General features: G+C 55.8%; 30 protein-coding genes. 15 read left to right on the forward strand and 15 right to left on the reverse strand.

What is annotated here, in order from left to right; translation table 11 throughout:
• Nucleotides 1-35 precede the first annotated feature (35 nt).
• From VH413_09170 to hpt, 4 genes are all read right to left on the reverse strand, one after another.
• Nucleotides 36-494, reverse strand: coding sequence for a hypothetical protein (locus tag VH413_09170; protein ID HEX3798859.1), 459 nt, complete (start codon nucleotides 492-494; stop codon nucleotides 36-38).
• Nucleotides 495-841: 347 nt separating this feature from the next.
• A complete protein-coding gene (locus VH413_09175; GenBank protein HEX3798860.1) occupies nucleotides 842-1,231 on the reverse strand; it encodes a molybdenum cofactor biosynthesis protein MoaE in 390 nt (129 codons plus the stop codon).
• 7 nt (nucleotides 1,232-1,238) lie between these two features.
• Complete coding sequence (locus tag VH413_09180; protein HEX3798861.1) at nucleotides 1,239-1,484, reverse strand: MoaD/ThiS family protein; 246 nt, start codon at nucleotides 1,482-1,484, stop codon at nucleotides 1,239-1,241.
• 12 nt (nucleotides 1,485-1,496) lie between these two features.
• A complete protein-coding gene (gene hpt, locus VH413_09185) occupies nucleotides 1,497-2,135 on the reverse strand; it encodes a hypoxanthine phosphoribosyltransferase (protein HEX3798862.1) in 639 nt (212 codons plus the stop codon).
• 370 nt (nucleotides 2,136-2,505) lie between these two features.
• Here hpt and VH413_09190 point away from each other — a divergent pair, with 370 nt between their 5' ends.
• Both VH413_09190 and VH413_09195 read left to right on the forward strand, forming a co-directional pair.
• Nucleotides 2,506-3,192 (forward strand): class I SAM-dependent methyltransferase, encoded by a 687-nt coding sequence (locus tag VH413_09190; GenBank protein HEX3798863.1) that lies wholly within the window; start codon nucleotides 2,506-2,508, stop codon nucleotides 3,190-3,192.
• Nucleotides 3,193-3,308: 116 nt separating this feature from the next.
• Nucleotides 3,309-4,157, forward strand: coding sequence for a mechanosensitive ion channel family protein (locus tag VH413_09195; protein HEX3798864.1), 849 nt, complete (start codon nucleotides 3,309-3,311; stop codon nucleotides 4,155-4,157).
• Between the two features lie 82 nt (nucleotides 4,158-4,239).
• Here the strand turns inward: VH413_09195 and VH413_09200 are convergent, their stop codons facing one another.
• From VH413_09200 to VH413_09210, 3 genes are all read right to left on the reverse strand, one after another.
• Nucleotides 4,240-5,346: a hypothetical protein gene (locus VH413_09200; GenBank protein HEX3798865.1), complete on the reverse strand. Its 1,107-nt coding sequence runs from the start codon at nucleotides 5,344-5,346 to the stop codon at nucleotides 4,240-4,242.
• Nucleotides 5,347-5,529: 183 nt separating this feature from the next.
• Nucleotides 5,530-5,889 (reverse strand): DUF5615 family PIN-like protein, encoded by a 360-nt coding sequence (locus VH413_09205; GenBank protein ID HEX3798866.1) that lies wholly within the window; start codon nucleotides 5,887-5,889, stop codon nucleotides 5,530-5,532.
• A gap of 20 nt (nucleotides 5,890-5,909) precedes the next feature.
• Nucleotides 5,910-6,332 (reverse strand): hypothetical protein, encoded by a 423-nt coding sequence (locus tag VH413_09210; GenBank protein ID HEX3798867.1) that lies wholly within the window; start codon nucleotides 6,330-6,332, stop codon nucleotides 5,910-5,912.
• 368 nt (nucleotides 6,333-6,700) lie between these two features.
• On the opposite strand from VH413_09210, the gene VH413_09215 reads away from it, so the two are divergent.
• The 10 genes from VH413_09215 (at nucleotide 6,701) to truA (ending at nucleotide 15,195) form a co-directional block, all read left to right on the forward strand.
• The gene (locus VH413_09215; GenBank protein HEX3798868.1) at nucleotides 6,701-7,948 is read left to right on the forward strand and encodes an LL-diaminopimelate aminotransferase; all 1,248 of its coding nucleotides are present in this window, start codon (nucleotides 6,701-6,703) and stop codon (nucleotides 7,946-7,948) included.
• A gap of 82 nt (nucleotides 7,949-8,030) precedes the next feature.
• Complete coding sequence (locus VH413_09220) at nucleotides 8,031-8,426, forward strand: response regulator (GenBank protein HEX3798869.1); 396 nt, start codon at nucleotides 8,031-8,033, stop codon at nucleotides 8,424-8,426.
• 60 nt (nucleotides 8,427-8,486) lie between these two features.
• On the forward strand, nucleotides 8,487-9,032 hold the full coding sequence (locus tag VH413_09225) for a DUF2127 domain-containing protein (GenBank protein HEX3798870.1): 546 nt from the start codon (nucleotides 8,487-8,489) through the stop codon (nucleotides 9,030-9,032).
• Nucleotides 9,033-9,082: 50 nt separating this feature from the next.
• On the forward strand, nucleotides 9,083-9,379 hold the full coding sequence (locus VH413_09230) for a hypothetical protein (GenBank protein ID HEX3798871.1): 297 nt from the start codon (nucleotides 9,083-9,085) through the stop codon (nucleotides 9,377-9,379).
• Nucleotides 9,380-9,518: 139 nt separating this feature from the next.
• A complete protein-coding gene (locus VH413_09235; protein HEX3798872.1) occupies nucleotides 9,519-10,772 on the forward strand; it encodes a M48 family metallopeptidase in 1,254 nt (417 codons plus the stop codon).
• A 231-nt stretch (nucleotides 10,773-11,003) separates the two neighbouring features.
• Nucleotides 11,004-11,138, forward strand: a complete 135-nt coding sequence (locus VH413_09240) for a hypothetical protein (protein HEX3798873.1) — start codon at nucleotides 11,004-11,006, stop codon at nucleotides 11,136-11,138.
• Nucleotides 11,113-12,546 carry a Gfo/Idh/MocA family oxidoreductase gene (locus tag VH413_09245; protein HEX3798874.1) on the forward strand — a complete coding sequence of 478 codons (1,434 nt, stop codon included), beginning with the start codon at nucleotides 11,113-11,115 and terminating at the stop codon, nucleotides 12,544-12,546. The genes VH413_09240 and VH413_09245 overlap by 26 nt, the downstream gene beginning before the upstream one ends.
• Nucleotides 12,547-12,669: 123 nt before the next feature.
• Nucleotides 12,670-13,956 (forward strand): glutamate-1-semialdehyde 2,1-aminomutase, encoded by a 1,287-nt coding sequence (gene hemL / locus VH413_09250; protein ID HEX3798875.1) that lies wholly within the window; start codon nucleotides 12,670-12,672, stop codon nucleotides 13,954-13,956.
• Nucleotides 13,956-14,363 carry a Holliday junction resolvase RuvX gene (gene ruvX / locus VH413_09255; protein ID HEX3798876.1) on the forward strand — a complete coding sequence of 136 codons (408 nt, stop codon included), beginning with the start codon at nucleotides 13,956-13,958 and terminating at the stop codon, nucleotides 14,361-14,363. The genes hemL and ruvX overlap by 1 nt, the downstream gene beginning before the upstream one ends.
• Before the next feature lie 22 nt (nucleotides 14,364-14,385).
• Complete coding sequence (gene truA, locus VH413_09260) at nucleotides 14,386-15,195, forward strand: tRNA pseudouridine(38-40) synthase TruA (protein HEX3798877.1); 810 nt, start codon at nucleotides 14,386-14,388, stop codon at nucleotides 15,193-15,195.
• Here truA and aat read toward each other — a convergent pair.
• The 4 genes from aat to VH413_09280 form a co-directional block, all read right to left on the reverse strand.
• Nucleotides 15,126-15,800, reverse strand: coding sequence for a leucyl/phenylalanyl-tRNA--protein transferase (gene aat / locus VH413_09265; GenBank protein ID HEX3798878.1), 675 nt, complete (start codon nucleotides 15,798-15,800; stop codon nucleotides 15,126-15,128). The two genes, truA and aat, sit on opposite strands and share 70 nt — an antisense overlap.
• Nucleotides 15,801-15,809: 9 nt before the next feature.
• Nucleotides 15,810-16,292, reverse strand: a complete 483-nt coding sequence (locus VH413_09270; protein HEX3798879.1) for a hypothetical protein — start codon at nucleotides 16,290-16,292, stop codon at nucleotides 15,810-15,812.
• Complete coding sequence (locus VH413_09275; protein ID HEX3798880.1) at nucleotides 16,293-16,598, reverse strand: ATP-dependent Clp protease adaptor ClpS; 306 nt, start codon at nucleotides 16,596-16,598, stop codon at nucleotides 16,293-16,295. It lies immediately after the preceding gene.
• Nucleotides 16,599-16,743: 145 nt separating this feature from the next.
• Nucleotides 16,744-17,697 (reverse strand): FKBP-type peptidyl-prolyl cis-trans isomerase, encoded by a 954-nt coding sequence (locus tag VH413_09280; GenBank protein HEX3798881.1) that lies wholly within the window; start codon nucleotides 17,695-17,697, stop codon nucleotides 16,744-16,746.
• 184 nt (nucleotides 17,698-17,881) lie between these two features.
• On the opposite strand from VH413_09280, the gene VH413_09285 reads away from it, so the two are divergent.
• Nucleotides 17,882-20,284 (forward strand): carboxy terminal-processing peptidase, encoded by a 2,403-nt coding sequence (locus VH413_09285; protein HEX3798882.1) that lies wholly within the window; start codon nucleotides 17,882-17,884, stop codon nucleotides 20,282-20,284.
• 69 nt (nucleotides 20,285-20,353) lie between these two features.
• Here VH413_09285 and VH413_09290 read toward each other — a convergent pair whose 3' ends face one another.
• The 4 genes from VH413_09290 to VH413_09305 all read right to left on the reverse strand — a co-directional run bounded on the left by VH413_09290 (nucleotide 20,354) and on the right by VH413_09305 (nucleotide 25,213).
• Nucleotides 20,354-23,233, reverse strand: coding sequence for an FAD-linked oxidase C-terminal domain-containing protein (locus VH413_09290; GenBank protein HEX3798883.1), 2,880 nt, complete (start codon nucleotides 23,231-23,233; stop codon nucleotides 20,354-20,356).
• A gap of 31 nt (nucleotides 23,234-23,264) precedes the next feature.
• Nucleotides 23,265-23,780, reverse strand: a complete 516-nt coding sequence (locus VH413_09295; GenBank protein ID HEX3798884.1) for a hypothetical protein — start codon at nucleotides 23,778-23,780, stop codon at nucleotides 23,265-23,267.
• Nucleotides 23,781-23,870: 90 nt separating this feature from the next.
• Nucleotides 23,871-24,446, reverse strand: a complete 576-nt coding sequence (locus VH413_09300) for a methyltransferase domain-containing protein (GenBank protein ID HEX3798885.1) — start codon at nucleotides 24,444-24,446, stop codon at nucleotides 23,871-23,873.
• A 254-nt stretch (nucleotides 24,447-24,700) separates the two neighbouring features.
• Nucleotides 24,701-25,213 carry a hypothetical protein gene (locus tag VH413_09305; protein HEX3798886.1) on the reverse strand — a complete coding sequence of 171 codons (513 nt, stop codon included), beginning with the start codon at nucleotides 25,211-25,213 and terminating at the stop codon, nucleotides 24,701-24,703.
• A 160-nt stretch (nucleotides 25,214-25,373) separates the two neighbouring features.
• On the opposite strand from VH413_09305, the gene VH413_09310 reads away from it, so the two are divergent.
• On the forward strand, nucleotides 25,374-25,607 hold the full coding sequence (locus tag VH413_09310) for a DNA-binding protein (GenBank protein ID HEX3798887.1): 234 nt from the start codon (nucleotides 25,374-25,376) through the stop codon (nucleotides 25,605-25,607).
• The gene (locus VH413_09315) at nucleotides 25,604-26,023 is read left to right on the forward strand and encodes a type II toxin-antitoxin system VapC family toxin (GenBank protein HEX3798888.1); all 420 of its coding nucleotides are present in this window, start codon (nucleotides 25,604-25,606) and stop codon (nucleotides 26,021-26,023) included. The genes VH413_09310 and VH413_09315 overlap by 4 nt, the downstream gene beginning before the upstream one ends.
• Nucleotides 26,024-26,042 lie beyond the last annotated feature (19 nt).

A 26,042-nucleotide genomic window follows, 5' to 3' on the forward strand; every position in this document is an offset into this window, starting at 1 on the left:
TCTGAAGCTGCCCAGCCAGGCTTATCAAGCCGCTTCTACGGACTGACGAGGCGGAAATATTCGTTGCCGCCGACGGGGAAGGTCACGGTGTTGAGGCCGTTGGTCGCGACGATGGGAAAGGAGGTGGTGTTCACGTTGACCCAGTTCGTGGTGGCAAGGCTGGCGTTCTGTTGCAGAACGAAACCGGTCGAGGCCGACGACCAGGAGATGACGACGTGATTCGCGACAGTAGAAGTGCCGATGGAAAGCAAGGGTGAACCGACGACTTGCACCGCGGAGATGATTCCCCAGAAACCGCCGGTCAACGAATAAGAACCGCCGGAAAGATTGCCCGCAGCGGGTTGCCCAATGGTTCCGGTCACGGAATAGGAGCCGCCGGAGCTTGTGCCGCCGCCGCCCGCGATGGTGTGCCAGGAAATGTCGTAGGTCTGGGCAAAGGCGGTCGAGGCGGAAATTCCAGCCGCGATTAAGAGGGCAGCAAATGAGCGTCTCATGGCTGCCAGACCGTCTCACATCCATGTAAAAATGGCAAGTTTATAGTGGGTGAGGTTCCGCAGTGGGACGCATCTTGACATTATTCTTGAATGCAGGAGGGCGATTTTATTCCCGGGGAACGCGTGTGTCCTGAAACATAAAGCGGAAAGGTTTGGAAATAGTTTCCCGGGAGCGCACGCGTTCTGCACGGCAGTCCGGTTTAAAGATTTTTTTTGAGAAAGAGACGGAAAAGATGTGGCCGGCGAGGGCGCCAGCCACTGCACGCGAGGGCGCGTGCGCTCCCCGGGAACAAGATGACCAATCGTTCGCTGCGGCGGGTTCTTCCTTCCGGCGTTCAAACAGGCTTTTAGAGAAGCGGTTTTTTCCAGATGGGCACGACGCGTTTCATTTCGTCCACGAGCCATTGGGCGGCGGCGAAGGCTTCGGCGCGGTGGGGCGCGATGATTTCCAACCACAATGAGGCTTCGCCGACTTTTACCTGGCCAATGCGGTGGACGAGGCGCACGGATTCGATGGGCCAGCGTTTTTCCATTTCGTCGAACAGTTTGTGGAATTGATGGATGGCCATTTTCTCGAAGGTCTCGTAATCGAGGGCTTGAATGGGAGCGTCGTGTTCCATCGCGCGGACGACGCCGGTGAAATGCACGACCGCGCCCATGCGATCCGACAAGGCGCGTTGCGAGACGAGCGCGGGCTCGTGGATGGGTTCGGCAGAAATGGTGAGTTGGCGTTTCATGGGCGCGTCAACCGCCTTGCACTGGCGGAAACAGTGAGACTTCGTCGTTGGACTTTAGCGCATAGTCGCGGGTTTGGTATTCCACGCCGACAGCGATGAGGGAGGAATTTTGCATCGCGGCCCATTTGGGAAAGCGAACGGCGACTTGCGCGAGCAGATCGTTGAGCGTGGCGTTCTCGGGCAAGGTCACTGAGGTTTGCGCGACGCCGGTCAACTCTTTGAAGTACGAATAAAAATGGACCTCGATTTGCATCGCGGCGCGCGGCTATTTGCGCCGGGCTTTTTTTCGTTGCGGCTTGACGGCTTGTTGCGAGACGAGTTTGTAAACCTGCGGATGCAACACGCCGACGAAGGGCAGATTGCGGTAGCGCTCGGCGAAATCCAAACCGTAACCGACGACAAAAAAATCGGGGATCTCAAAGCCGACGTAATCGGCCTGAACGGGTTCGACGCGGCGGGCGGCTTTGTCGAGCAGGACGCAGGTCTTGATGCGGCGCGGCTTGAGGAGGCGCAGTTTGGCCATGACTTTATGAAGCGTTTTGCCGGTGTCCAAAATATCGTCCACGAGGAGGACATCGCGGCCGCGAACGTCCAGGCGGAGTTCCTTGGTGAAAACGAGGTCGCCGGATTCGGTGCCGACGCCGTAGCTGGAGACGCCCATGAAATCCAAGCGCAGAGGCAGCGACATGTGCCGGATCAAATCGGCGAGGAACATGACGGTGCCGTTAAGCAGGGAGACGACGACCATTTCGTGATCGCGAAAGTCGGCTTCGATCTCGGCGGAAAGTTCCTTGATGCGGCGGGCGATTTGTTTGTCGCTGATGAGGACGCGTTCGACTTCATTGCGCCAGCGGGGCGGAACGGGTTGGGCTCGGACGGATGGAATGGCGGGCGGAGTTTTCATTTCAGTGCTCAGGGCGGCGATTCGAAGCCATGCGAAATACTAGGCGACTTGGATGAGTTGTCCAGTCATCAAAGGGAGGGCGGATTAAAAACGTCGGAGGGAAAACGGATTGACGCAGAGACGCAGAGGCGCAGAGGCGCAGAGGCGCAGAGGTCCTTGCGGACGGCCACTGGGAGAAGGGGAGTTTAGTCATGGATGGGACACTGGAAAATATTTTTTAAAATCGGTGTTTGATCCGTGTACAATCCGTGGCTTCAAGTTTTTTGTATTTCTCTGTTCCAATTTAGATATGCAATTCGAGGTGCGGGGTAATTTGAAGGTTGGCAATCGATTGATTTTTGTTTTTCATGCAAGGTGTCGAATCAAAGCCATGAAAGCGAAACGTCCTGCCAAGCCGCCGGCGAAGTATACGCGCCTTAATGACCGCAGTTACGCTTATGTGTGCGCGTGCCGGAGCCATGCGCGCGATCCGGTGCTGGATGCGTTGCGCGCCACGACTGAGGCGCTGGGGGAAATCGCGCGGATGCAGATCGGGCGCGAGCAGGGGGCGTTCATGACGCAACTCGTGAGGGCGATCGGCGCGCGTGAGGCCATCGAGATCGGCACGTTCACGGGCTACAGTTCCATTTGCATTGCGCGCGGATTAGGCGCGAATGGGCGTCTATTGTGCCTGGATATGAGCGAGGAGTGGACGAATATTGCGCGAAAATTTTGGAAGCGCGCGGGGGTGGCGGGAAAGATTGAATTGCAACTGGGGCCGGCGATGGAATCGCTTCGCGAGTTGCCGCGTGCGCGCAAATTTCAATTTGCTTTTATTGACGCGGACAAGCCGGGTTACGATGCGTATTACGAAGCGGTGTTGCCGCGCATGCAGAGGAACGGACTGATTCTTTTCGATAATATGATGTGGGGCGGACGGCTCGAAGGGCAGCGTCACATCAAGGATGAAAATGGGCGCGCGATTGATAAGTTGAATCGCAAGCTGGCGAAAGATAAGCGCGTGGAATCGGTGCTGTTGCCGCTGGCGGATGGCATTCATATTTGCCGGGTGGTTTGAAGTGATCTTCACGGGCCGCAGCCGAGGGTTCGGTGGAATTCTTAATTGCGCGCATTTTCAAAATGGTTAGGCTGGCATAACGAGAAATTTTTCGTCGGGAACCTCATGGGAATTTTATGAACAATACAAATGTCGTGGCACTCAATACGTCCGTGGATCATATAAAAACAAAGCTCGAGGATTTTGCGTTTGCGAACGGGCCGGGAATTCTGGCGGCGATTTTGATCCTTATCGCGGGTGTCATCCTGGCGCGCTGGGTGGACCGGATTTTGATGCGCTCGCTCAACAAGAAGGACATGGAGCCGCCGGTCAAGATGCTGATCTCGCGCATCGTCAAGTTGCTTGTGATCGGTTTTGCGCTGGTGGTGGCGCTCGGCACGGCGGGGGTGAATGTGATGGCGCTGGTGGCGGGCATCGGTGTCGCGGGCGTGGGTGTGGGACTGGCGATGCAGGGCGTCCTCAGCAATCTGTTCGCGGGGCTCACGATTATTTTTACGAAGCCGTTTCGCGTGGGTGAATATATCGAAATCGCGGGCGTGCAGGGGCAGGTGAAGCAGATCGAATTATTTTCGACGGTGCTTTTGCACGGCGACCTTTCGCGGGTCGTGATACCGAACCGAAAAATCGTCGGCGAGATTTTGCATAATTACGGAAACATCCGGCAGCTTGATTTGTCGGTGGGGGTTGGTTATGCGAGTAATATCAACGACGTGCTCGCCGAGGTAAAACAAATCCTGGCGAATAATCCGCGCGTGATGAAAGATCCCGCGCCGGGGATTGGCGTGACCTCGCTGGGGGAATCGTCCATCACCATCGCGGTGAAGCCGTGGACGACGCTGGCGGATTTTGGTCCGGCGCAGGTGGAAATTTATCAGGCGATCCTGGCGCAGTTCCGGGCGAAGAAAATCGAGATTCCATTCCCACAACGCGAGGTGAAATGGTTGACTCCGGCGCCGGTGGCGTGAGTCAGCAGTTTGAGCTTTTTCTGACGGTGAATCAGAGGCGGTTGAAATTTTTGCGGACTATCCAAAAATGCCGCCGACGGCGTTACTTCAAGAAGTGATAGAGATGGTGGAGAAAGGCGACGTTGTCGGATTGTAAGTAGTGCATCGCGCCGCCCATGCGGGAAAAGCTTTTGCAGAAGCGCAGGTAGTAGGCGGGGTTATCTTTCGGCGGTTCGCCTTTTGTCCAATCCCAGTTGCCGCCGTCCTGCAAGTCCACGACGTAAATCGTATGGCCGTGGACGATGGCGCGGCTGTCCTGGATGCGCAGGTTGTTCACACAACTAATGCTTTTCTCGAAGATTTGCGGCGCCATGATCGCGGAACCGACGGAAAGGACGACGCCATTATCGAGCGTATCCACCGACGCGCCGAACATGCGAAAATCCAGGTCCGCCGCGCGACCGATGACGGCTCCGTTGAACATGGGATGATTCGAAATGATGTCGTAGCCGATGCCGGGATGCACGGTCAGCGGAACGCCTTGGACGAACGCTTGCGCGAGAACGGAATTCTGTTTCCACGGGTGTTGGACTTCGATGCGGCCATTCGGCAAGCCGTGGGTGAGCATGGCTTGAAGCAATTCGGCGCGCGCGGGGGCGAGCGGATGATCGGGCTCGGCGCGAAGCAATTCGACGAGGGATTTGTATTCGGGCAGCGTGACGCCATCTTCGGCGATGAACCGGCCGAGCGCGTGGCCGTAGCCTTCGCCCTGCAACGCACCGGCGAGCATCGCAAGGTGCAGGGAACGGCTGGTTTCGTTCCAGGTGCCGAAGGTGCCGGTGGCGACGTTGCGCTTCACGCTTTCGGTCGAGCGTCCAAGAAAGGAAAATTCCCAATCGTGGATCGTGCCCGCGCCGTTGGTGGAGAGATGGGTGACCCAGCCGAGTTCGATGAGCTTATTGAGGATTCGCTGGCCGCCGTTCTTGATGAGATGCGCGCCGTAGAGGAGCATGACGCCGGCTTTGCGCTGATGCGCGGTGGCGATTTTTTTGGCGGTGTCGCGAATGGCGTGATGAAGCGGCGGCGGCAAAACGGGCGGCGCGCTTTCGGGGTCAATGAGGATTTCTTCGAGGTTGCTTTCGCTTTGGCGTTCCGCGAGCGGAAAAACTTTTAGGCGCTTGAGATCGAGGGGCTGCGGAAGTTTTTTCATCTTTCAGTTATTGTGCCAGTAAAAGGAAATCCTGGCGAACAGTCAATGGGTGGGTTTGTGAAAGATGTTTTAACCGCGGAGACGCGGAGGCGCGGAGGTCCTTGCGGACGGCCACGGGGAGAAGGAGTCACGGATGGAACACTGATTTAAAACTATTTTTTTGTGTTCAACTGTTGTCGTGGCTTAAAGCCAGCCAGAACGGCAGGTGAAATCTTCGTTGCCGTGTTTTTCCAAAACTTCGATGAGCCGGCGGATGAGTCCGCGGGTATCGGTTTGCCGAAGTTTTTTGCTATCGGCATAGATCACGCCGGCGTGGGTTTTTCCGGCGGCAACCCGGGTTTTGGTATGGCCTGGCATGGTGTTCACATCGCGGGTGACCAACACGCGATCCTCCGTGTCCAGCAGTTCGAGCAACACTTCATCAGGCAAAGCGGCCCAATCGGTTTCATGAATGCTTTTGACATCCAGGTCCGGGAAACGGCGTCGCAGCGCGACCGCTACTTCCGGAGAGAGATGCACATCGAGCAAAATTTTTATTCTCATATTGTTACGGGTTGCTCACCTCATAACAATTCGAGTTCGGGCAGAAATTCCCTGGTTCCAGTAAAATCACGCTGGCCGTGGAGACGGAGGCAATCCTTGATTTCCCCCGGATGCGCGTCAGCGTAGGCGAGCGCCATTTTGACCAGTCCGGCGGGTTTGCGGATTTGCGCGGAGGCGGTTTTAATGTCGCCCTTCAATTCTTTTACGAGGGCGACGATCATCCAGACCGGCCAGCGGCTGCCGATCAGGTACGCCACCCGGCCCGGCGAGCCGTTGCGAAACTCGACGGCGGGAAATTGGCTGCGTCGCACGCCCTCGGAGATGTAAGCGGCGGCGGCGGTGCCGGAGGGAATACCCTTCATACGGGCGTCGGCGTCCAGGCTGCCTTTTTCCAACGCGGTAAGGCGTACGGACACGGTGGCGTCTTTGGTCATGGTTGCCATACAAAGAATACATTCGCACACGAGCGACTGCCTGACAAGAAGCAGATGCGGAAGAAGGAAAAATCTAGCCACGGATGGAACACGGTTAAACACGGATGAGAATAATCTTTGGGTTGATACAGGTGAGTCGTCATCACAAAGCAACTTTTGTTGTTTGTGGAAATTGTTTGGATAGCGATGGAGGAGTTTGGATTTCCGGGACTTTTTTTCGTTTTAGGGGCCGTCCTGTCGTGTTTTGAACGAGTTGGCAAAAGCGGTTGAACTCGTGCGTCCGGCGATTTTGCGCACAATCTTGCAACTCCTGTGACGTTCCGTTAACATCCGTGTTAAGTCCGGATTAACCGGCAGAACACAACGCACAACTGAGCATGTCCGACAATTATATCCAGAATCTTTTCGCCGAACGCATCGGCGGGCGCCAATACGGCAAGTCCACCGCGATTTATAAATTCGAGAAAATCAAGCGCGCCAAACGCGCCGCCCTGGCCGCGAATCCCGGCAAGGAGATCATTGACATGGGGGTGGGCGAGCCGGATGAGATGGCGTTTCCTGAAGTGGTGGCGAAATTGCATTCGGAGGCGTTGCGACCGGAGAATCGCGGTTACTCGGACAACGGCGACGACCAACTCAAGCAGGCGGCGGCGCGTTATCTCGAACGCGTCTGCGGCGTGAAGGGCATCAATCCCGAGACGGAGGTTTTGCACTCCATCGGCAGCAAGGCGGCGCTCTCGATTTTGCCGGCGGCGTTGATCAATCCTGGCGATTATGTCCTGATGACGATACCCGGGTATCCGGTCTTCGGCACCCACTCCAAGTATTATGGCGGATTGGTTCATAACTTGCCGCTGACCGAGGCGAATCGTTTTCTGCCGGATCTGGCGAGCATTCCGGCGGAGGTCTTGAGCAAGGCGAAGGTTTTGGTGATCAATTATCCGAACAACCCAACTGGGGCGAGTGCGACACCGGAATTTTTCGCGCAAGTGGTTGACTTTGCGAAGAAAAACAACCTGGTAGTCATCCACGATGCTGCTTATGCCGCGCTTGTGTTTGAAGGCAAGCCACTTAGCTTTCTGGCAACGCCCGGGGCGAAGGATGTAGGCATTGAACTGCACTCGACCAGCAAGACGTTTAACATGACCGGATGGCGTTGTGGGTTTGTGGCGGGCAATGAATTGCTCGTAAAAGCCTACGGTGACGTTAAAGATAATACGGATTCGGGTCAATTTCTGGCAATTCAGCATGCGGGAGCTTATTGCTTCGATCATCCTGAGATTACGGAAAAGATTTCGGCGAAATATTCCCGTCGCATGGAAGCCTTGGTTAAAGTGCTGCGTCAGAATGGCTTTGCCGCGCATAAACCGAAAGGCTCGTTTTTCCTCTATGTTCCAGCTCCCAAAGCGGCGGTTCGCGCGGATGGCACGCGGGTTGAGTTCAAAAATGCCGAGGAAGTTTCGCAATGGCTGATCACGGAAAAGCTCATTTCCACCGTGCCTTGGGATGACGCTTGCGCCAATTTGCGGTTTAGTGTAACTTTTGCAGCCAGAGACCCCAATGATGAACAGCGCGTGCTGGCGGATATTGCCGCGCGCTTGGGTGATGTGAAGTTCCAGTTTTAGGCCGGAACGGCATCAGCCGATAGACCTGTAGGCAGTTTGTTGACTGCCAGTGACGGTTCATCTTGAGGTTGATGGAGTTGGCATGACTGATCAAAGTAGCGCAGAAAAGCCCAAGCGTTTGCTCGTGGTGGATGATAATCCAGAACTTGCGCAAACGTATCAGGAGTTGTTCGAGGCGAATGGTTACCAGGTCAGCCTCGCCCGCAACGGCGTTCAGGGTCTCAAGCATATCCTTGAGCATGCCGTGGATGCCATCCTCTGCGACCTTTCCATGCCTCAACTGGGCGGCGACGCCTTTCACCTGACCGTCCAACGTGTCCGCCCGCAACTTGGCGAGCGTTTTATTTTTGTGACCGGGAACTCGGATAATCCCAAGTACGAGAAGTTCCTCAAAATGGTCACTTGTCCCGTCCTTTACAAACCGGTCGCTGTGGATAAGTTATTGGAGACCCTCAGAAGGCTGGTTGCGACTGTATGAATTTTTTAGGAAGGTGGTTTTAACACTGTCATCATATTGACAGAAAACTTGTCTCTAGCCGTGAATCAGACGATCGAACAAAAAAGCGGTGTCCTCGTGAAGGTCGGGTCCGCCGATGCGTCCGCAAGAGCGCATCATGCCCCGCTGGGGTTGCAGACCGTGGCCGTCTTTGAAGCAGCCAAGGGCTTGATTGTTTTGATTGCGGGCCTCGGATTGCTTTCGCTGGTGCATCGCGACGCCCAGATCGTGGCGGAAGAAATCGTCCGCTTGTTGCACTTGAACCCGGCGCATCGGTACCCGAACATCTTTATTGATTTCGCGGGCAATTTGAATGACGGACGACTCTGGTCCATGGCCTTTGCCGCGCTGGCTTATTCTACCGTGCGGCTGGTTGAGGCTTATGGTCTCTGGCATGAGCGTTCCTGGGCAGAGTGGTTTGCGGTGCTGTCGTCGGGAATTTTTCTGCCGGTGGAGTTGCATCATATCATCGCAAAGCCAAATTTCCTGAATGTCATCATTTTCCTCGGCAACATCGGCATCGTCGTTTATTTGGCTTACGTGCTGGCCACGAACTCGAAGCACAAAAAAAATTCGGCAGCGCAATGAAGGGAAAAGAATCCGTGTCGAAGTGCTGAACTCGGCGCGTATAAAAATCCATGAAGAAAAAAGGCCGAACGATTACCCTATCCGCAACAAGCGTCGAAAAAATCATAAATGATTTAAGTTTGCTTGTTGTTTCAATGGATCGAATTGGATCAACTTATTATAATAAACCAAGGAAGCAGGCTCTGGAATTGGATAACTTCTTAGCGGAAATAAATGCCTTCAAACGGTTAGCGCAAGCGCGCGGTGTTCTATCTGAAGCTTATGAAAACCAAAGCTCTAAATTGCTTGTTACTCGCTCTGAAGAAAAAGCCGAGGCCTTACCTTATTGGCGCTGCAAAAAAACTTAAATATTTCTGCGATTCATAAGTTGCATATTGCTGATTGTAAATTCATGAATCCGTGTTTAGTCCATGTTTCAACCGTGGCAAAAAAAATTCCTGGTGGCCATACGCAAGGACCTCCGCGGTTTCGCGGTAAAATGCCTGCATGAATAATTCCCAAATGGTTGCGATTGCCGCTCTCGCATTAATCGTCCTTCGGTGGGCCGCGCAACTCTGGCTTGAGCGCATCAACCAAGCCAACGTCCGCGCTCACGCCGGCACTGTGCCCGATGCTTTCAAAGACGTCGTGGATGCTCCGACTTACACCAAGTCGGTCGAATACACCCTCGCCAAAGGCCGCGTTTCGCAATGGGAAATGGCCTATGATGTCTTTGTGCTGATAGCGGTGCTTTTCAGCGGCGTGCTGCCGTGGGCATTTCAAATTTTTAGCCATTCGTTCGGCAATTCGGCGTGGGCTATGGCGGTCTTTCTTTTCGCCGTGGGATTTGCGCTCACGCTGCCGGGAATTCCCTTTGAATGGTATTCGCAATTTCGTCTTGAGGAACGGTTCGGCTTTAACACCACCACGCTCAAGCTTTGGCTGCTGGATCGCATCAAAGGTTTCGCGCTGGCCATTGTGCTTGGCTATCCCTTGCTCGTGCTCATTCTCAAACTCGTCGAATGGACGGGGGCGTTTTGGTGGTTGTGGGCGTGGGCTTGCATGATGGGATTTCAACTGCTCATGGTCGTGCTCGCGCCGGTTTTGATCATGCCACTCTTCAATAAATTCACGCCGCTGCCCGAGGGCGATTTGCGCGAACGCCTGCTGGCGCTTGGCCAGCGCACCGGTTTTCGCGCGAGCACGATTCAAGTCATGGACGGCAGCAAACGCTCGCGCCATTCCAATGCGTTTTTTACCGGGTTCGGAAGTTTCCGCAAAATCGTTTTGTTCGATACGCTCATCACGCAGCTTACCGCGCCGGAATTGGAAGCCGTGCTCGCCCACGAAATCGGCCATTACAAAAAACGCCATATTCCCAAGATGCTGCTGTGGTCCGCCGTGACGATGCTCGCGGCGTTCTGGTTTATTTCCGTGCTCGCGCGAGCGCCGTGGTTTTATCATGCATTCGGTTTTGAGCCGGGGAGCATCGCGCCCGCGCTGCTTCTGTTCGTACTGCTCTCGGGGGTCGTGACTTTTTGGTTTTCGCCGCTCGCCCACTTGTGGTCGCGACGCCATGAATATGAGGCCGATGCCTTTGCCGCCCAAACGATGCACGAAACGCAATCGCTGGTCGGCGCCTTGCGAAAGCTCAACGAAAAAAATCTGAGCAATCTCACGCCGCATCCGTATTACAGCGGCTTTTATTATTCGCACCCGACGCTGCTCGAACGCGAACAAGCCCTCGCCGCCGCACTTTAGTGGCGGTCTATGACCTTTGAAATCGGGTCACTTTGCGCACGTAGCGCTTGTAAATAGGATGGCGCAAGCTCCCGCCCGTGCCGGTTTCTTTCAGCGAAAATCCGTGTTCATTCCGTGTTCCATCCATGGCAAAACTCTCGTTTTTGCGCTTCCGACGTCAGCGCGTGCCTGGCGTTGCCCTCCTCGATAATGACGATTGACGTTTCCGGGGCGTCATTGCATTTTTATTGTATGAAAGCAAAAACTCGCATGGCCCACGCCACGGTTCTCGTCGCGTACCGGTTGCGGGAAGTTGAATTCGGTAACCTGAACAGCCGCATCTTCGTCTTCAATTATAATTATGAGCAATTCCCTGTCTCGTCGTGATTTTATCAAGCGCACCGCTCTCGCTGCGGGTGCTGCGTCCACCGCCGGTTTTATCACCCAAAGCGCCTGGGCCGCGCCGCGTCCGCTCGGCGGCGATAAACTGAATTGTGTGCAGGTCGGTTGCGGCGGCCGCGCCATGAGTCACCTGGACGCCGTCATTGGAACCAATGCGCAAAATCTTTATGCCATCGTTGATGCGGACGAAACGCAATTCGCGAAGGTGATGAAGTGGCTTAAGAAAAAGAATCTTGATTCGATCAAGCCGCAGTTCTTCACCGATTACCGCGTGATGTACGACAAAATCGGCAAGAATGTGGACGCCGTTTTTGTCACTACGCCGAACCATCATCATGCCACGGTCGCCATGATGGCCATTCAGGCGGGCCGCAATGTTTATTGCGAAAAACCTTTGGTCCATGACGTGTCCGAAGCGCGGCGGTTGCGCAAAATGGCCGCGGACAATCCCAAGATCGCCACGCAGATGGGCAACCAGGGACATTGCGAGGAAGGTTATCGCCGTCTTTGCGAATACATCTGGTCAGGCGCCATCGGCAATATCACCGAGACGCATAGTTGGACGGACCGCGCCAATGGCGGCATCGGGCCGCGTCCGCCGGTTCTTCCCGTGCCCAAAGGCATGAATTGGGATAGCTGGATCGGGCCCGCGCCGTACCGCGATTTCCATTCCGACTTGCACCCGCATGAATGGCATGGCTGGTATGATTTCGGCAACGGTTCGATCGGCAACATGGGTTGCCATATTCTCGATGGCGTGTTCTGGGCGCTCAAGGTTGGCGATCCCGACAGCATCGAGGTTGAAGTGCAACGCGGCGGCAGCCCGGAGCGTTACCCGACCGGTTGCCGGTTGCGCTGGGATATTCCCGCGCGCGAAGGCATGGTTCCGTTCAAGGCTTATTGGTATGAAGGCTTGAATCAAAATACCAGCGCCAGCGCCGACGGCAGCTTGCGCACGGCCAAAGGCGACTCGCGCAATCTTCCGCCGCTGTTCAAGGAACTTCAGGCGAAATATCCCGACGAAGAATTCGATAGCAACGGCACGTTCTACGTAGGCGACAAGGGCATCCTTTACACCGGCACTTATGGCGAACACATGCGCATGGTTCCGCGCGAAAAGATGACGGAAATGCCCGCGCCGCCGAAGACGTTGCCGCGCCCCAAGGATGTGTTCACGAACTTCGTTCAGACTTGCCTGGCCGGCCGCACCGATACGGCGACGCCCTTTGAATACGGCGCGCGCCTGACCGAGTTTGCCATCCTCGGCAATCTCGCCCAGCACATCGGCCCGGGCGTGAAACTCGAGTGGGACGGCCCCAACATGAAAGTCAAAAACATCCCCGCACTCAGCGCCTGGCTGCATCGCAATCCGCGCGAAGGCTGGGCGGTTTAAGCAAAATCATCATTCTTATCCGTTTATCAAAAGCCCAGCCGATTGCGGCTGGGCTTTTCGTTTTGTGCCGACGCACATAAAAATTTCCGTGTGCTTCTTTTGCGCCCAACGTAATCTTCTCCCATGACTTCGCGTCCTAAATCCGAGCAGCTTTTTGCCGAAGCCCTGCGTTACATTCCCGGCGGTGTTAACTCGCCGGTGCGCGCGTTTCGCGCCGTTGGCGGCACGCCTTTCTTCGTCAATCGCGCTGAGAAGGCGCATGTCTTTGATGTGGATGGCAACGACTATGTGGATTACGTCGGCACCTGGGGACCGGCGATTCTCGGGCATGCGCATCCGAAAATTATTTCCGCAGTACAAAAAACTGCGGCGAACGGCACGAGCTTCGGCATTCCGAATCCGCTCGAAGTCACGATGGCTAAACTCATTTGCGAAGCGGTGCCGAGCGTCAAAAAAGTTCGCATGTGCAATTCCGGCACTGAGGCAACGATGTCTGCGATCCGGCTCGCGCGGGGTTTCACCAAGCGCGACAAGATCATCAAGTTCGACGGCTGTTACCACGGCCACGCGGATTCGTTGCTCGTCAAAGCCGGGTCGGGCGCGCTGACGTTTGGGCATCCCGATAGCGCGGGCGTTCCTGCCGCGTTCACCGAACACACGATTGTGCTTCCGTTCAACGATGAAGATGCCGTCCGCGCCGCCTTCGCCGCGAACGACGGAAAAATTGCCGGAATTATTGTCGAGCCCGTGCCGGGGAATGCGGGTCTTTATTTGCCGAAACCGGGCTATCTGGAATTCCTCAGCAAGATCACGAACGAATACTGCGCGCTGCTCATTTTTGACGAAGTCATGACCGGGTTTCGGCTTGCGCGCGGCGGGGCGCAGGAGCGTTATCACATCACGCCCGACCTCACGTGTTTTGGAAAAATCATCGGCGGCGGTTTGCCGGTGGGGGCGTTTGGCGGGCGCGCGGAAATTATGGATTGCCTCGCGCCGCTCGGGCCGGTTTATCAGGCGGGCACGCTCAGCGGGAATCCGCTTGCGATGGCTGCGGGGATCGCGGCGCTGGAGGAATTGCTTTACGGCGGCGCTTATTGTGAACTTGACGACCGCGCCGAACAACTCGAAGCGGGCCTCAAGTCCGCGGCCAAATCCGCGAATATTCCCGTCCAACTGAATGTCTGCGGTTCGATGTTTTGCGGTTACTTCACCGACAAGCCTGTGCATAATCTTGCCGACGCGATGCACAGTGATCGCGCGCGCTTCGCGAAATATTTTCATGGCATGCTGGATGAAGGTATTTACCTCGCGCCCTCGCAATTCGAAGCCGGTTTCATGTCCGTGGCTCATACCACCGCTGATATTGAGAAAACTGTGCAGGCTGCGGCGAAGGTGATGAAAACTTTATAATGCGCATCCTCGGCATAGATCACGGAACGAAACGCATCGGCATCGCGATCAGCGATGAGTTGGGCATGATCGCGCAACCGCTTGAATTCATTCCCGCTGAGCCACTCAATGATTCGCTCGCGCGTCTGAAAAAAATTATCGAGGAGCGTGGCGTCGAACTTTTGCTCGTCGGCATGCCGCGCAATATGGACGGCACTTACGGTCCCGCCGCCCAGAAGGTGAATGATTTTATTGCCACATTGAAAACCGTGATCGCCACGCCGGTGAAACTTTGGGATGAACGCCTTACTTCCGCGCAGGCCAATCGGGTTCTTATCCAGGCCAATGTCCGCCGGGACAAGCGCAAAGAAAAAGTGGATATGACCGCCGCCGCGATTCTGCTGCAAAGTTATCTCGATAATTTGTGACGCCTTCGCGCTCCGCAACGCCGTGTTGAAATTCAAACTCATCATCGCCTACGACGGCACGAATTACGCCGGTTGGCAGGTGCAGACCAGCGGTATCGGCGTGCAGCAACGTGTCGAGGAAGCGCTCGCGAAATTATTTCCCAGCGTCGGCCGCATCCACAGTTCAAGCCGCACGGACACTGGCGTTCACGCGCTGGGTATGGTCGCGCATGTCGAGATTACGCCCACCGAGTTCAAGATGACGCCCGAAAAACTTGCGCTGGCCATCAACGCGCATTTGCCGGAGGACATTCGCATCCTTTCCGCGACCCGTTGCCCCGCGAATTTTCATGCGCGATTCGACGCGGCCGGGAAACAGTATCGTTACTTCGTTTGGAACCACACGGCGATGAATCCGTTGTTGCGCCATCAGGCGTGGCAAGTTCCGCGCAAGCTCGACCTCGCCGCGATGCGCGCCGCCGCGAAATTATTTATTGGCAAGCATGATTTCAAATCGCTGGCGGGCACGCGCGATTACGAAATGGAATCCACCGTGCGCACGCTTCATCGCTGTGAAATCAAACGCAGCGGGCCGCTGATCATGTTCATCATCGAGGGCGATGGTTTTCTTTACAAAATGTGCCGCGGCATGGCGGGGACGCTCGTGCAAGTCGGCCAGGGAAAAATTCCGGCGGATGAGATCAAAAAAATTCTCGCGAGCAAAGACCGGCGCGTTGCGGGCATGACCGCGCCCGCATGCGGGCTCGTTCTCTGGCGGGTTTTTTACAAAAAATCTCCGCGCCCGCCAAAGTCGCAATCCAATTCCAGCGCCGCCGCCAAGCGCCGCAAATAATCCGTGCGCGAAATTTCCACCGCGCCAACTTGCCGGGTGGCGGGCGTGACCATCTGGATGTCGAACAGCACAAACCCGCGCTCGCGCAGATGCATCACCAAATGATGGAGCGCGACTTTTGAGGCGTTGCTCACGCGGTGAAACATGGATTCGCCGGCGAATAATCCGCCGGCTACCACGCCGTAAATTCCTCCGGCCAATTCGCCATCCTGCCAGCATTCGACGCTGTGCGCGTGTCCCAGTTTATGCAACTGCATGTACGCCTGAATAAAATCCGAAGTGATCCACGTGCTCTCGCGCCCTTTCGCGCGCTCCGCGCAACCGGCCATGACTTCACCAAAGGCGCGATTGCGCGTGACGTTAAAAACTTTTCGGCGCAGCACCCGTTCGAGGCTCGCGCTCATACGAAATTGATCCAATTCAAAAATTCCGCGCGGATCGGGCGACCACCAGCTTACGGGATTCGCCGTCCACGGAAATATTCCGCGGCGATAAGCCGCCAGCAAACGCGATGGCGAAAGGTCTCCGCCCACCGCGACCAATCCATCCGCGTCCGCCGAGCGCGGATCGGGAAATTCGAGTTGCGAATGGCGCGGCAGATGCATGGAAAATCTTCACTCCGCGTCGCCCGCGTTTCCGGCGCGCTCCGCGGCATTCACCAGTTGGAACAAAAAAAGTCCCGCCACGTGCGACGCTAAAAAATACGGCACATTTTTTTCGGCCAAGTCCGGCGGCAACTCGTTAATGTCTTCAGGCGAACCGCTTATCACCCAGCCGCCGACGCGCACATCGTTGAGCACTTGCAGCAGCCATTCGATCTGTGAGACGGGCAGGGTAAAACGGCAGCCCTTTTCGTGATCGCGAAAAACTTTGTCCGACTTGAGGAAGGCCGCCATGAGATTTTTGTTTTCACGGCGTTGTTCGGCCAGCGCTTCGCCGAGCAATTTTTGGCTCTCAGCATTGTCGGAGGATTTGCTCGGGCGCTCGTACGCCTCCGGCATCAACGGATATAGCTGAAGCACTTGGAGGAGCAACTGCTTCTCCCTCCAGTCGAGAGCGAAAACGATTTGTTCCGCGCCGGCCGAGATAAGTTTCACCTATTCACGCTCCAGGGTTGCGTGCAGGCTGTACTTCTGAAGCTGATGCACGTAATGTTCCGCCTTTTCGAGGGCTTCGCGCGCCAGGACGCTCTTGCCCTGGTTGTGAACCTGCAACATGTGAAATTCCGCCTTGGTTTTTTTCCATTTGAAAACGGTTTGGAAAACGTGCGTGACGAAATCCATCGTATTGATGGGATCGTTCCAGCACACGACAAGATAGCCCGGCTCGAGCGCCTTTTGCCCGCGCGTTTTTTCCTCCAGTTCAATGCCCGGCAAAACTTCAGGTGCAGCTATCTCAGCCATGCCAGAAAATAGAATAGGGCGGGGGAATTGTCGAGCGGCGGGCCGGAAAATGAAATAGGCGGGCAGATTTTCATCGCCCGCCTATTTTTTAATTCGTGTTTAATCCGCGACCAAATTTCCACGATCAAACATCAAAAAATTTGAATCAATTCGATTGATTCGTCTTCGCGCGTTCCTTGTCGAGGTCTTCAGCCTTGATGGTTTCGATCTTCGCGCCTTTCTTGATCTCTTCGGCGGAAGGAACTTTGATGATGTCGCTCGTCAACGGCGCGCTTGGAGCCGTCGGATGGATTGCGGCGCTGGCCGGTTGCGGCGTGGTGGACAGCAACTCGATTTCAAAAACCAGCACGGCATTCGGCAGGATGGTCGGGGGGCGTCCGCTGGGGCCGTATGCGAGTTCGGAGGGAACATAGATTTCCCATTTCGATCCGGTCTTCATGAGTTCCAAGGCTTCTGTCCAGCCCTTGATGATGCCGCCTTCGACCTTCGTATTGAACGGCTGGTTGCGCTTGTAGGAACTGTCGAATTCGGTGCCGTCAATCAAGGAGCCGCGATAATTGACCGAGACTTCATCCGAGCCTTTGGGAATTTCGCCGGTGCCTTCCTTGAGCACTTTATATTGCAAGCCGTCCGGCAAAGTCACGACGCCGGGCAGGGTTTTGTTCTTTTCCAAAAATGCGGTTCCTTCCGCTTTATTCTTTTCGCCCTTGATGCGATTTTCTTCGGCCTGCATTTTGCGCTTCTCTTCCATCTTGGCGCGCATCTGGCGGTCCAGGTCTCGCAATACTTCCATCTTCTGTTCCTGCGTGATCATGGTGTTGCTGGTGGTCACGAGGTCAGTGAAGCCTTTGATCATCATGTTCGTGTCGAACTCGATGCCTTGGGCGGTGAGGCGGTCCTTGATCGCGGCGGCATACATGCCGACGGCGTAACCCACCTTTTCCTTATCATCTTTAAAAATCTTCGAGAAGTCGGTGGCCGGAGGCATGGTCATGGCGGTGGGGGGAATGGGACCGGGAGACGCGGGTTTTCCATTCTGGGCAACCGCCGGAGCGGCAATCAAAGCCAAAGTCAAAAAAGAGATGATATGTCGTTTCATAATGTTATCGTCGCATGATTTACTGAAAGTCCGCGAGATTTCAATCGAATTTTTGCTATCCAAGGGAAAAAACTGGCAGTTTGGGCCAAGTTGGTGAATTATTAACGAAGGCTCTGAACATCCCGGGTTCGGATTCGTCCAATCACGGGATTGATGACTCGAACACGCAGTCCAAAAATTTATTGTGATACGCCTATTATCGTTTCTTTGCGCCGGACTTCTCCTGCCCCTTCAATTTGTCCGGGCGGATGTCCCCACCAATTCCTTTCGTCTCGAACCCGGCCCGAATGACGGGCGCATTGCGCCCACGGCGGCGGAAATGCTTGAGCAATTCCATTATTTGCATCTCGTTTTCGACAAGGATGTTTCGAGCAAATGCTTCGACCTTTACATCAATACCTTCGACCCCCAGCACCTGCATTTTCTTCAATCCGACACGAATGATTTCGAGACTTACCGTTTTCGGCTGGGTGAATTGACCAAGGTGGAGCACGACACGCGCCCGGCGTATGTCATCTTCAATCGTTACATGGAACGGCTTGAGGAACGCTCGGCTTATGCGAAGGAGTTGCTCAAAACGGAGGACTTCGAGTTCACGGCCAAGGAACAATTTAATCTCAATCGCAAGACGGCGCCGTTTCCCAAGGACATCAATGAGGCGCATCAAATCTGGCGCGACCGATTGCGCTACGAATATCTTGAGGAAAAGTTGAATCGTGAAACTCCCGAGGCGATGGCCGGATGGATGGCGAGCCGCCATTCGTTGGTGGGTCTGGCGCTCGCGGGGCACGATCTTCATCGCGACATCGTCTCGGTCATTGACAAGCGTTATAATCGCGTCCTGCGCAATTTCCACGAATGGGAAAGCGATAAGGTGCTCGAGACTTATTTGACCGCCCTTGCGCGCGTGTACGATCCGCATTCCGATTACGAGGACAAGGAAACGCTCGAAGGTTTTTCGATCCAGATGAGCCTTTCGCTTTTTGGCATCGGCGCCGTATTGGGCACGGACGACGATGGCTATTGCCAGATCATGAGCCTTCAACCGGGCGCGCCGGCTGAAAAGAGCGGAAAGATCAAACCCAACGACCGCATCGTGGCGGTCGCGCAGGGGACGAATGAACCGGTGGACACCATTCAAATGCCTTTGACCAAAGTGGTGGATATGATTCGAGGGCCGAAGGGAACCGTGGTTCGTCTTACAATCATTCCCGCGGGCGCCGATACTTCAACGCACCGGATAGTCAGCATCACTCGCGATGAAATCAAACTGGAAGATCAGCAAGCCAAGGCCAAGCTCATCGAAATGCCGGGCGACGATGGCAAGGTTCGGCGCCTGGGGGTCATTGACCTGCCATCGTTCTACGCGAGCTTCAATCTTATGGGTTCGCGAAGCCGCCGCGACGTCAAGAGCGCCACGGTGGATGTGGACCGGTTGCTTGAAAAATTGAAATCAGAAAATGTGGACGGCGTGATTTTGGATCTGCGGCATAACGGCGGCGGTTCGTTGCCGGAGGCGATTGACATCACCGGCCTTTTCATCAAGGAAGGTCCGGTGGTTCAAGTGGCCAGTTCCGACGGCAGTGTGACGGTAGATGAAGACCGCGATCCGCGCGTGCAATATGACGGGCCGCTGGTGGTCTTGACGAGCCGGTTCAGCGCTTCGGCCTCGGAAATCGTGGCGGGCGCATTGCAGGATTATGGCCGCGCGGTGATTGTCGGCGGCGCTTCGACGCACGGCAAGGGCACGGTCCAAAGCATTTCTCATCTCGCGCCCTTTTTGTTCATGCACGGCGATTTTATCGCCTCGAACCCGATTGACCTTGGCGCGCTAAAATACACGACGAATAAATTTTATCGCGTTACCGGCTCTTCCACACAGTTGAAAGGTGTGGTTCCCGACATCATCCTGCCTTCGACTTATGATTACATGGAAACTGAGGAAAGCTCCGAGGAATACGCGTTGAAATGGGATGAAATCAAACCAACCGAATTCGATAAACTGAATCGCGTCCAGCCCTATCTTCCTCAACTCGAAAAACGCTCGACGGCGCGCGTCGCCAAGTCGAAAGATTTTGCCTACGTGACCGAAGACATCGGCCTCGTCAAAAAAGCGATGGCGGACAAGAGTGTTTCGCTCAACGAAAAACAGCGCCTTAAGGAAAGCGGTGAAAACGAGGAGCGCAAACGGGTTCGTGATGCCGAATTGAAGAGCCGCAAGCCTTCGACGGAAAAAATTTACGACCTCACGCTCAAACCCGATGAAGTCTTGATGGTTGAAGAAAAGAAGCCGGATGAAACGTCGGCTCTTTCGACGAATAGAGTTGGATTTGATACGAACTCAGTCGCGACGGTGAGCAATAATGTGACTTCGTTCATCGGCAGGACCAACGTCGCCGCTCCGCTGGCAGTTTCGGCGACGAATAACCTTTCACTCACCAACGATGTCGCCGTCAAGCCGCCGGTGCCGGACGTGCCGACGCCTGAAGAAAAAGCGCCGATGGATGAAGCGGAGCACATTCTCAACGACTACATTTCGTTGATTCGCGCCAGCCAGCCGTTGACCGCGCAACAGCCCACGTCTTGAGAGATTTCTCGCCGTCTCTATCTGTAACGGCGGTCTATGGCCGCCGAGCGCAGTTACAATAGAAATAGATTAGGCAAGCGCGTCCGCGAGGATTTCCGCGAGATGCTTTGGCTGCACATGCGCGAGATGTTCGATCTGATGGCGGCAACTCGTTCCGGATGCCACCACGACCGCGCCATTTCCTTGAGCGCGAATTTTTTCCACGAGCGGTTGCGCGACTTTCAGCGATAAATCGTATTTCGATTCCAGCGCGCCGAACGCTCCGGCCATTCCGCAACAGCCTGTTTCGAGCAGCGTCACTTTTCGTTCCGGCAATCGCCGCAACAAACGCGGCATGAATGCCGGGTCACGCAATGACTTCGCATGGCAATGCGCGTGGATGGCAATTTCGGCGGGTTCGCGATTGAATTTCAATGCGTCCGGCTCTCGCGCCAAAAGGTTCTCGATGAATTCCTCGAACAGAAAACAGCGCTTCTGGATTTCTTCCGCGCCCGGCAATTTCAATTCGCGATAATCTTCGGCGAACATCGAGTAACACGATGCTTCCAAAAATAAAATCGGTGCGTTGCTTTTATCGCGCGAGAGGATTTCAAGATTATGCCGTCCGAGCTTCGCGGCGTAATCCAGGTTGCCCTGGCTGAAGGCGGGCCGTCCGCAGCATTGGCGGTCGCGAGGGAGAATGACTTCGAAGCCGGCGGCTTCCAGCACGGCGACCGCTGCGTGGCCGATGTTCGGCTCGTGATAACGCACGAAGGTATCGTCCCATAACACGACCCGGCCGCGCGACGTGCGGCGCGGAATTGGATGTTGCGCGAACCAATGGTCGAATCGTTCGCGCGCATAGGGCGGCAGCGGACGTTGGGCGGCGATGCCCAGGAATTTTTCCATCACGCGCCGGAGCCACGGCCAGCGCAAACTGGCATTCGCCACGCCGGGTGCGAGGCATCCGAGTTTTCCCAGCAGATCCACCGAACTGAGCATCCGTTCGCGCAACGGCAAGCCATCACGCCGATGGCGCGCGTGCAATAATTCCGCCTTGAGCAGCGCGAGATTCACGTTTGAGGGGCATTCGCTGGTGCATGCTTTACACGACAGGCAATTACTCAACGCCACGTCGAGTTCTGCGGAGTGCAACGCGTCTCCGATGATACCACGCAATTCCAGCGCGGCGCGGATGGCGTTCGCGCGTCCGCGCGTGGACATGATTTCCTCGCCCGTCGCGACGAAGGTCGGGCACATCGTGGGCGCGTCTTTGCGGCAGCCGCCACAACCGTTGCACTGTTCGAGATTGCCGACGAACGAATGGTCCTTGGCCGCAAAAGCCAGCATCGGCTCAAATGGCAATGCCAATTCGTATCCACCGCCCAGGCGCAGTTGCGTGTCAATCCGGTAGCGTCCGTCGGGAATAATTTTTCCGGGATTGAAATTATTTTTGGGATCAAAAGTGTTTTTGACTGCGCGCGTGAGTTGCATCAATTCCGCGCCGAGATGTTCCGGCACATATTCCGTGCGCGCGATGCCCACTCCGTGCTCGCCCGCGAGCGAGCCCTTGAATTGCCGGACCAGCGCCGATACTTCATCGCTGAGCTGGCGCATTTTTTTCAAGTCTTGCGCCGAATGCAAATCGAGCACGGGTCGCACGTGCAGCAACCCCGAAGCGGCGTGGCCGTAAAATGAGCCGCGCAATCCCAGCGGTTTCATCAGGCCTTGAAGACCCGCGACGTAGGCCGGCAACTGCTCGGGCCGGACGGCTGTGTCTTCAATGCACGTGACGGGTTTTGCCGCGCCCGCGCAACCGGTCAGCAGCGAGAGTCCCGCTTTGCGCATGCCCCAGACGAGACCGATCTCGGCCGTGTTTTTCAAAATCCTGGTGCGCAATCCGAGATGCTTTTTTTCCACCGCCGCGAGTCGTTCCGGCACGTTCTCATCAAAGAATTCGATGGCGAGAATGGATTCGCAGGGCCGGTGGTCGAGGTCGAGCAGATCGCGAGCGGCCTGGAATTGTAGTTGCCCGCGCGTCTGGTCAAACAGCACGCGGTCCACGTGCTCGATGGCCGCCGGTTTCAAATCGAGCAACTCGACGGTCGCTTGCATCGCCTCCGCGACTGACGCGAAAAAAATCAAGCCCACGCCTTTGCTTTTTGGCAGCGGAACCATTTTTACTTCTGCGGAAGCGATCGCGGCCAACGTGCCTTCGCTTCCGGCAAATAAGTGCGCCAGATTTTTTGGCTCGCGCAAAAACCGGTCGAGGCCATAACCGGGATGGCGCTTTAACAAGCCGGTGGAAAAATACTCGCGGATGGCCGGGGCGCATGCGTCAAAATATTTTTCCAGCACGACCCGCTTGTCCGCGAGCGATTCGTTTTGCGCCTGGATGAATTCGATGCGCCCATCGGCCAGCACGATTTCAAGCCCGAGCACATGATCGGCGGTCACACCGTAAAACGGCACGTGCGAGCCGGAAGAATTATTCGCGATCATTCCGCCGAGCGTCGCACGCGAACTCGTGGCCACATCGGGCCCGAAACAAAATCCGTGCGGCTTGAGGAAGGCGTTGAGCTGGTCGAGCACGACGCCGGCTCCGACCCGGACGGTGCGGCGTTCCAAATCCAAACCGGTGATCTGGCGGTTGTGCCGCGAGAAATCCACGACGAGGCCCGCGCCGATCGCGCCCCCGACCAGCCCGGTGCCCGCGCCGCGCGGGATGATGGAGATGTCCGCTGTTGCCGCAGCGCGAATGACCGAAGCCGCCTGGCGGGCGTTGCGAGGAAACGCGACGGCGATGGGTTCGATTTGATAAAGCGACGCGTCCGTCGCGTAAAGCTGGCGGGTCAGGTTGTCAAAGGCCACGTCACAATCCGCCGCGGCGAAGGCAGAGTGATCGAGAGCGCGAGGCGCGGGAGCGGAAGTATGGGGAGCCGGATTGGGATGAGCGCGAACGCCGGTCATTGGGCAAGCGAAAGTAAACCCAAAGACGAAATCATTTCTGTCCTGGGTCCGCAGGCTTTGGCTGCGCGGCTTTCGGCGCGGCAGCGTCGGCTGACGAACTGTTCGTTGACGCGGGAGCCGTGCCGGGAGGACGCATGTCCCGGGTCGCTTTCATCCACATCGTGAATTGTTCGGGCGAAAAAATTCCCTTCAAAGTAGCGTCGGTGTCATCAAGAATTTCGCGAATTTTGTCGAGTTGGTTGGCTTGGGTGACGGAAGGGTCATTGCGGAGCATCACAATCCGGCGGCCTTGATTCTTAAGCGCGTCATTAATTTGCGCCCGTTGAAGCGGCGTGAGCGTGAAGTTGGCGAGCATTTTTTGCAAAGCCGCGTTACGAGCGGCACGGGCCTCCGGACTGTGGTCGCCGGGGGCAGGCGGCGGCGGCGGGGCGGAAGCGGACGGCGGGGCGGGAGAGGGGGTCGTGCCGTCCTGCGCATAGCCGCTCAGTGCGCATAATAAAACAAGGATGGAGAGGGTGAGCGAAAATTTGAATGGATTGGCTTTCATAAAAAAATTGCGGCAAAGCGGAGCAACTCTGCATCGGCAGCGGCGGATGATGACTGCCGACTCCGCCGGGAACATAAAACTAACGAAGCATCACTTCTGGTACACACTCACGCGCGCGGGCGGCAAATTCAGCCAGATCAAGTCCGACGCCACGTTCTGAAAATGCGCCGCGGCCTTGGGTTGCTGGTTGCCGAGATGATAACTGTATTGCACGAGCTTGCCCTGGTCGGGCAGCAGGGCGCGAATCTTCCGGGCGAGCATGTCCGCGATGTGCGCCTCAAAATTCAGCAGCGGCAGGCTCGAAAAAACGACGCCGATCTTTTTTCCGGGAGCGTGTTTGGCGAGCAGTTCGTCGAGTTCAAAAGCGTCGCCGGTGATGATCGTCGCGCGAGGAAAACTGGAACGCAAATGGTCGGCCATCTTCGGGGATTTTTCGATCGCGATGAGGCGGTCTTCGCGCAAGCCGCGTTCCAGCAGCGCGTGGCTGACGACACCCGTGCCGGGCCCGAGTTCGAGGGCATAACTGTCGCCGTGGGGCGGCAGCCAGCGGGCCATGGCCACCGCGAGTTTTTTTGAACTCGGAAGAATCGCGCCGACCTGCCGCGGTGCGTTAACGAGTTCCTGAAGGAAAAGAGTCGTGGAGTTCAATTTCGCGAGCAACTGCATGTTATTAGTAATAGACGTTTATTGCGCCGACAGGCCACCGCGGTTATTTGACGCAAATATCTGGCATTTGTTCGATTAGAGAATCGTGTTCTCCTGGGTCGCCGAAAACATAGACCACAACCAAATGCCGGGCGAGGAAAAAGTTCGGCCAATTTTGGCGTCCCTTCGATAAAAAAACGCGGCGCATTCCGCTCAGCATCAAGCTGTAGAATGCGCCGCACGCAAATTCCTTAAATTAGTTCAGGGCTTCGGTATTATTTGCCTTCCTTGCCGGTGAGGCCGGCTTTTTGCAAAGCATCAAATACGTCCTTGTCATTGAAATCGCCAGTGACGGTGAAGGAGGTCGCGTTCTTGGTGGCGTCATCACCGGTCACACCGGCAACGGATTTCACGGCTTTGTCCACGGCCTTGACGCACTTGCCGCAGCAAAGATGCACGCCTTCGACTTTGAGGGAGGAAACCTTCTGATTTTTCGCACCGGAGGTGGAATCAAGATTCACATCCGTGCTCGTGCCGAAATATCCGGCGGCGACCAAGGCGTCCGCAGCCTTTTGAACGGAGGCTTTATCCGGGCCAGTCAAGGTGACAGTGGAACCATCTTTATCGGAGACAGCTTTTACGCCGGGCACATCCGCGACCGCTTTGTTCACGCCTTTGACGCAGGAATCGCAGCAAAGATGAACGTCGCTGATTTTGGCGGTCACATCGGCCCGCGCGGCGAGCGTGAGGGTAGATGCCGTCAGAAGGATCGTTAGAAAAAGTTTCATAATAGGACTTTTTAGGACTTTCGATTTTTGGAATTTTTGATGGTAAAACTCTCGGCGGGATTAAACGAGTTCAACCTGTTTGCGTCAAGGCGATTCGGTTTGGACTGGCCGAATCCTTTTGCAAACATCGGCGCAATGTGCTATCATTGATAGCACCAGTATGGCTCAACTTATTGTCCGGCAAATCGAAGATAAAGTGGTCAGGAAATTGAAGCAACAGGCGGGCGCTCACGGCGTGTCCATGGAGGAGGAGCATCGCCGCATCCTGCGGCAATCGTTGTTGAAAGCTTCCCGCAAGGGGGCTTCGTTTAAAGATTTTCTGCGCAGCATGCCCACTGGCGATGATGCCGATTTCGCCCGCGGCCCGCAAATTTCGCGGAAGATTGAATTGTGAGCTGGCTGCTGGACACAAATATTCTCAGTGAGATTCGCAAGGGGAATTGCTGCGATTCCGGAGTGCAGCAATGGTTTGCCGCTGCGGATGAGGAAGAGTTATTCGTCAGCGTTTTGGTGCTGGGGGAAATACGAAAAGGCATTGAACAAATCCGCCTGAGGGATTCCGCGCAAGCGCGATTGCTGGAAAAATGGCTGGCGACATTGAAGACCAAATTCGCCGAGCGCATTCTGCCGATTGATCAGGAGACGGCTGAGCAATGGGGCGGATTGGGCTTGCGACAGCCGGTTCCCGTGCTGGACAGCCTGTTGGCGGCGACGGCGCTGGTTCACGACTTGACCATCGTAAGCCGTGATGAAAGTGGATTCCGCAACACGGGCGCGAAATTTCTGAATCCATTTTCCAAGCCCAAATAGATTTTTGGCCGGATGGGTA

The sequence above is a fragment of the Verrucomicrobiia bacterium genome (assembly GCA_036268055.1).
GTDB lineage: Bacteria > Verrucomicrobiota > Verrucomicrobiia > Limisphaerales > Pedosphaeraceae > DATAUW01.

Coding starts and splice junctions, on each gene's coding strand:
- VH413_09170 (HEX3798859.1), bottom strand. CDS start 494: ATGAGACGCTCATTTGCTGCCCTCTTAATCGCGGCTGGAATTTCCGCC.
- VH413_09175 (HEX3798860.1), bottom strand. CDS start 1,231: ATGAAACGCCAACTCACCATTTCTGCCGAACCCATCCACGAGCCCGCG.
- VH413_09180 (HEX3798861.1), bottom strand. CDS start 1,484: ATGCAAATCGAGGTCCATTTTTATTCGTACTTCAAAGAGTTGACCGGC.
- hpt (HEX3798862.1), bottom strand. CDS start 2,135: ATGAAAACTCCGCCCGCCATTCCATCCGTCCGAGCCCAACCCGTTCCG.
- VH413_09190 (HEX3798863.1), top strand. CDS start 2,506: ATGAAAGCGAAACGTCCTGCCAAGCCGCCGGCGAAGTATACGCGCCTT.
- VH413_09195 (HEX3798864.1), top strand. CDS start 3,309: ATGAACAATACAAATGTCGTGGCACTCAATACGTCCGTGGATCATATA.
- VH413_09200 (HEX3798865.1), bottom strand. CDS start 5,346: ATGAAAAAACTTCCGCAGCCCCTCGATCTCAAGCGCCTAAAAGTTTTT.
- VH413_09205 (HEX3798866.1), bottom strand. CDS start 5,889: ATGAGAATAAAAATTTTGCTCGATGTGCATCTCTCTCCGGAAGTAGCG.
- VH413_09210 (HEX3798867.1), bottom strand. CDS start 6,332: ATGGCAACCATGACCAAAGACGCCACCGTGTCCGTACGCCTTACCGCG.
- VH413_09215 (HEX3798868.1), top strand. CDS start 6,701: ATGTCCGACAATTATATCCAGAATCTTTTCGCCGAACGCATCGGCGGG.
- VH413_09220 (HEX3798869.1), top strand. CDS start 8,031: ATGACTGATCAAAGTAGCGCAGAAAAGCCCAAGCGTTTGCTCGTGGTG.
- VH413_09230 (HEX3798871.1), top strand. CDS start 9,083: ATGAAGAAAAAAGGCCGAACGATTACCCTATCCGCAACAAGCGTCGAA.
- VH413_09235 (HEX3798872.1), top strand. CDS start 9,519: ATGAATAATTCCCAAATGGTTGCGATTGCCGCTCTCGCATTAATCGTC.
- VH413_09240 (HEX3798873.1), top strand. CDS start 11,004: ATGAAAGCAAAAACTCGCATGGCCCACGCCACGGTTCTCGTCGCGTAC.
- VH413_09245 (HEX3798874.1), top strand. CDS start 11,113: ATGAGCAATTCCCTGTCTCGTCGTGATTTTATCAAGCGCACCGCTCTC.
- hemL (HEX3798875.1), top strand. CDS start 12,670: ATGACTTCGCGTCCTAAATCCGAGCAGCTTTTTGCCGAAGCCCTGCGT.
- ruvX (HEX3798876.1), top strand. CDS start 13,956: ATGCGCATCCTCGGCATAGATCACGGAACGAAACGCATCGGCATCGCG.
- aat (HEX3798878.1), bottom strand. CDS start 15,800: ATGCATCTGCCGCGCCATTCGCAACTCGAATTTCCCGATCCGCGCTCG.
- VH413_09275 (HEX3798880.1), bottom strand. CDS start 16,598: ATGGCTGAGATAGCTGCACCTGAAGTTTTGCCGGGCATTGAACTGGAG.
- VH413_09280 (HEX3798881.1), bottom strand. CDS start 17,697: ATGAAACGACATATCATCTCTTTTTTGACTTTGGCTTTGATTGCCGCT.
- VH413_09290 (HEX3798883.1), bottom strand. CDS start 23,233: ATGACCGGCGTTCGCGCTCATCCCAATCCGGCTCCCCATACTTCCGCT.
- VH413_09295 (HEX3798884.1), bottom strand. CDS start 23,780: ATGAAAGCCAATCCATTCAAATTTTCGCTCACCCTCTCCATCCTTGTT.
- VH413_09300 (HEX3798885.1), bottom strand. CDS start 24,446: ATGCAGTTGCTCGCGAAATTGAACTCCACGACTCTTTTCCTTCAGGAA.
- VH413_09305 (HEX3798886.1), bottom strand. CDS start 25,213: ATGAAACTTTTTCTAACGATCCTTCTGACGGCATCTACCCTCACGCTC.
- VH413_09310 (HEX3798887.1), top strand. CDS start 25,374: ATGGCTCAACTTATTGTCCGGCAAATCGAAGATAAAGTGGTCAGGAAA.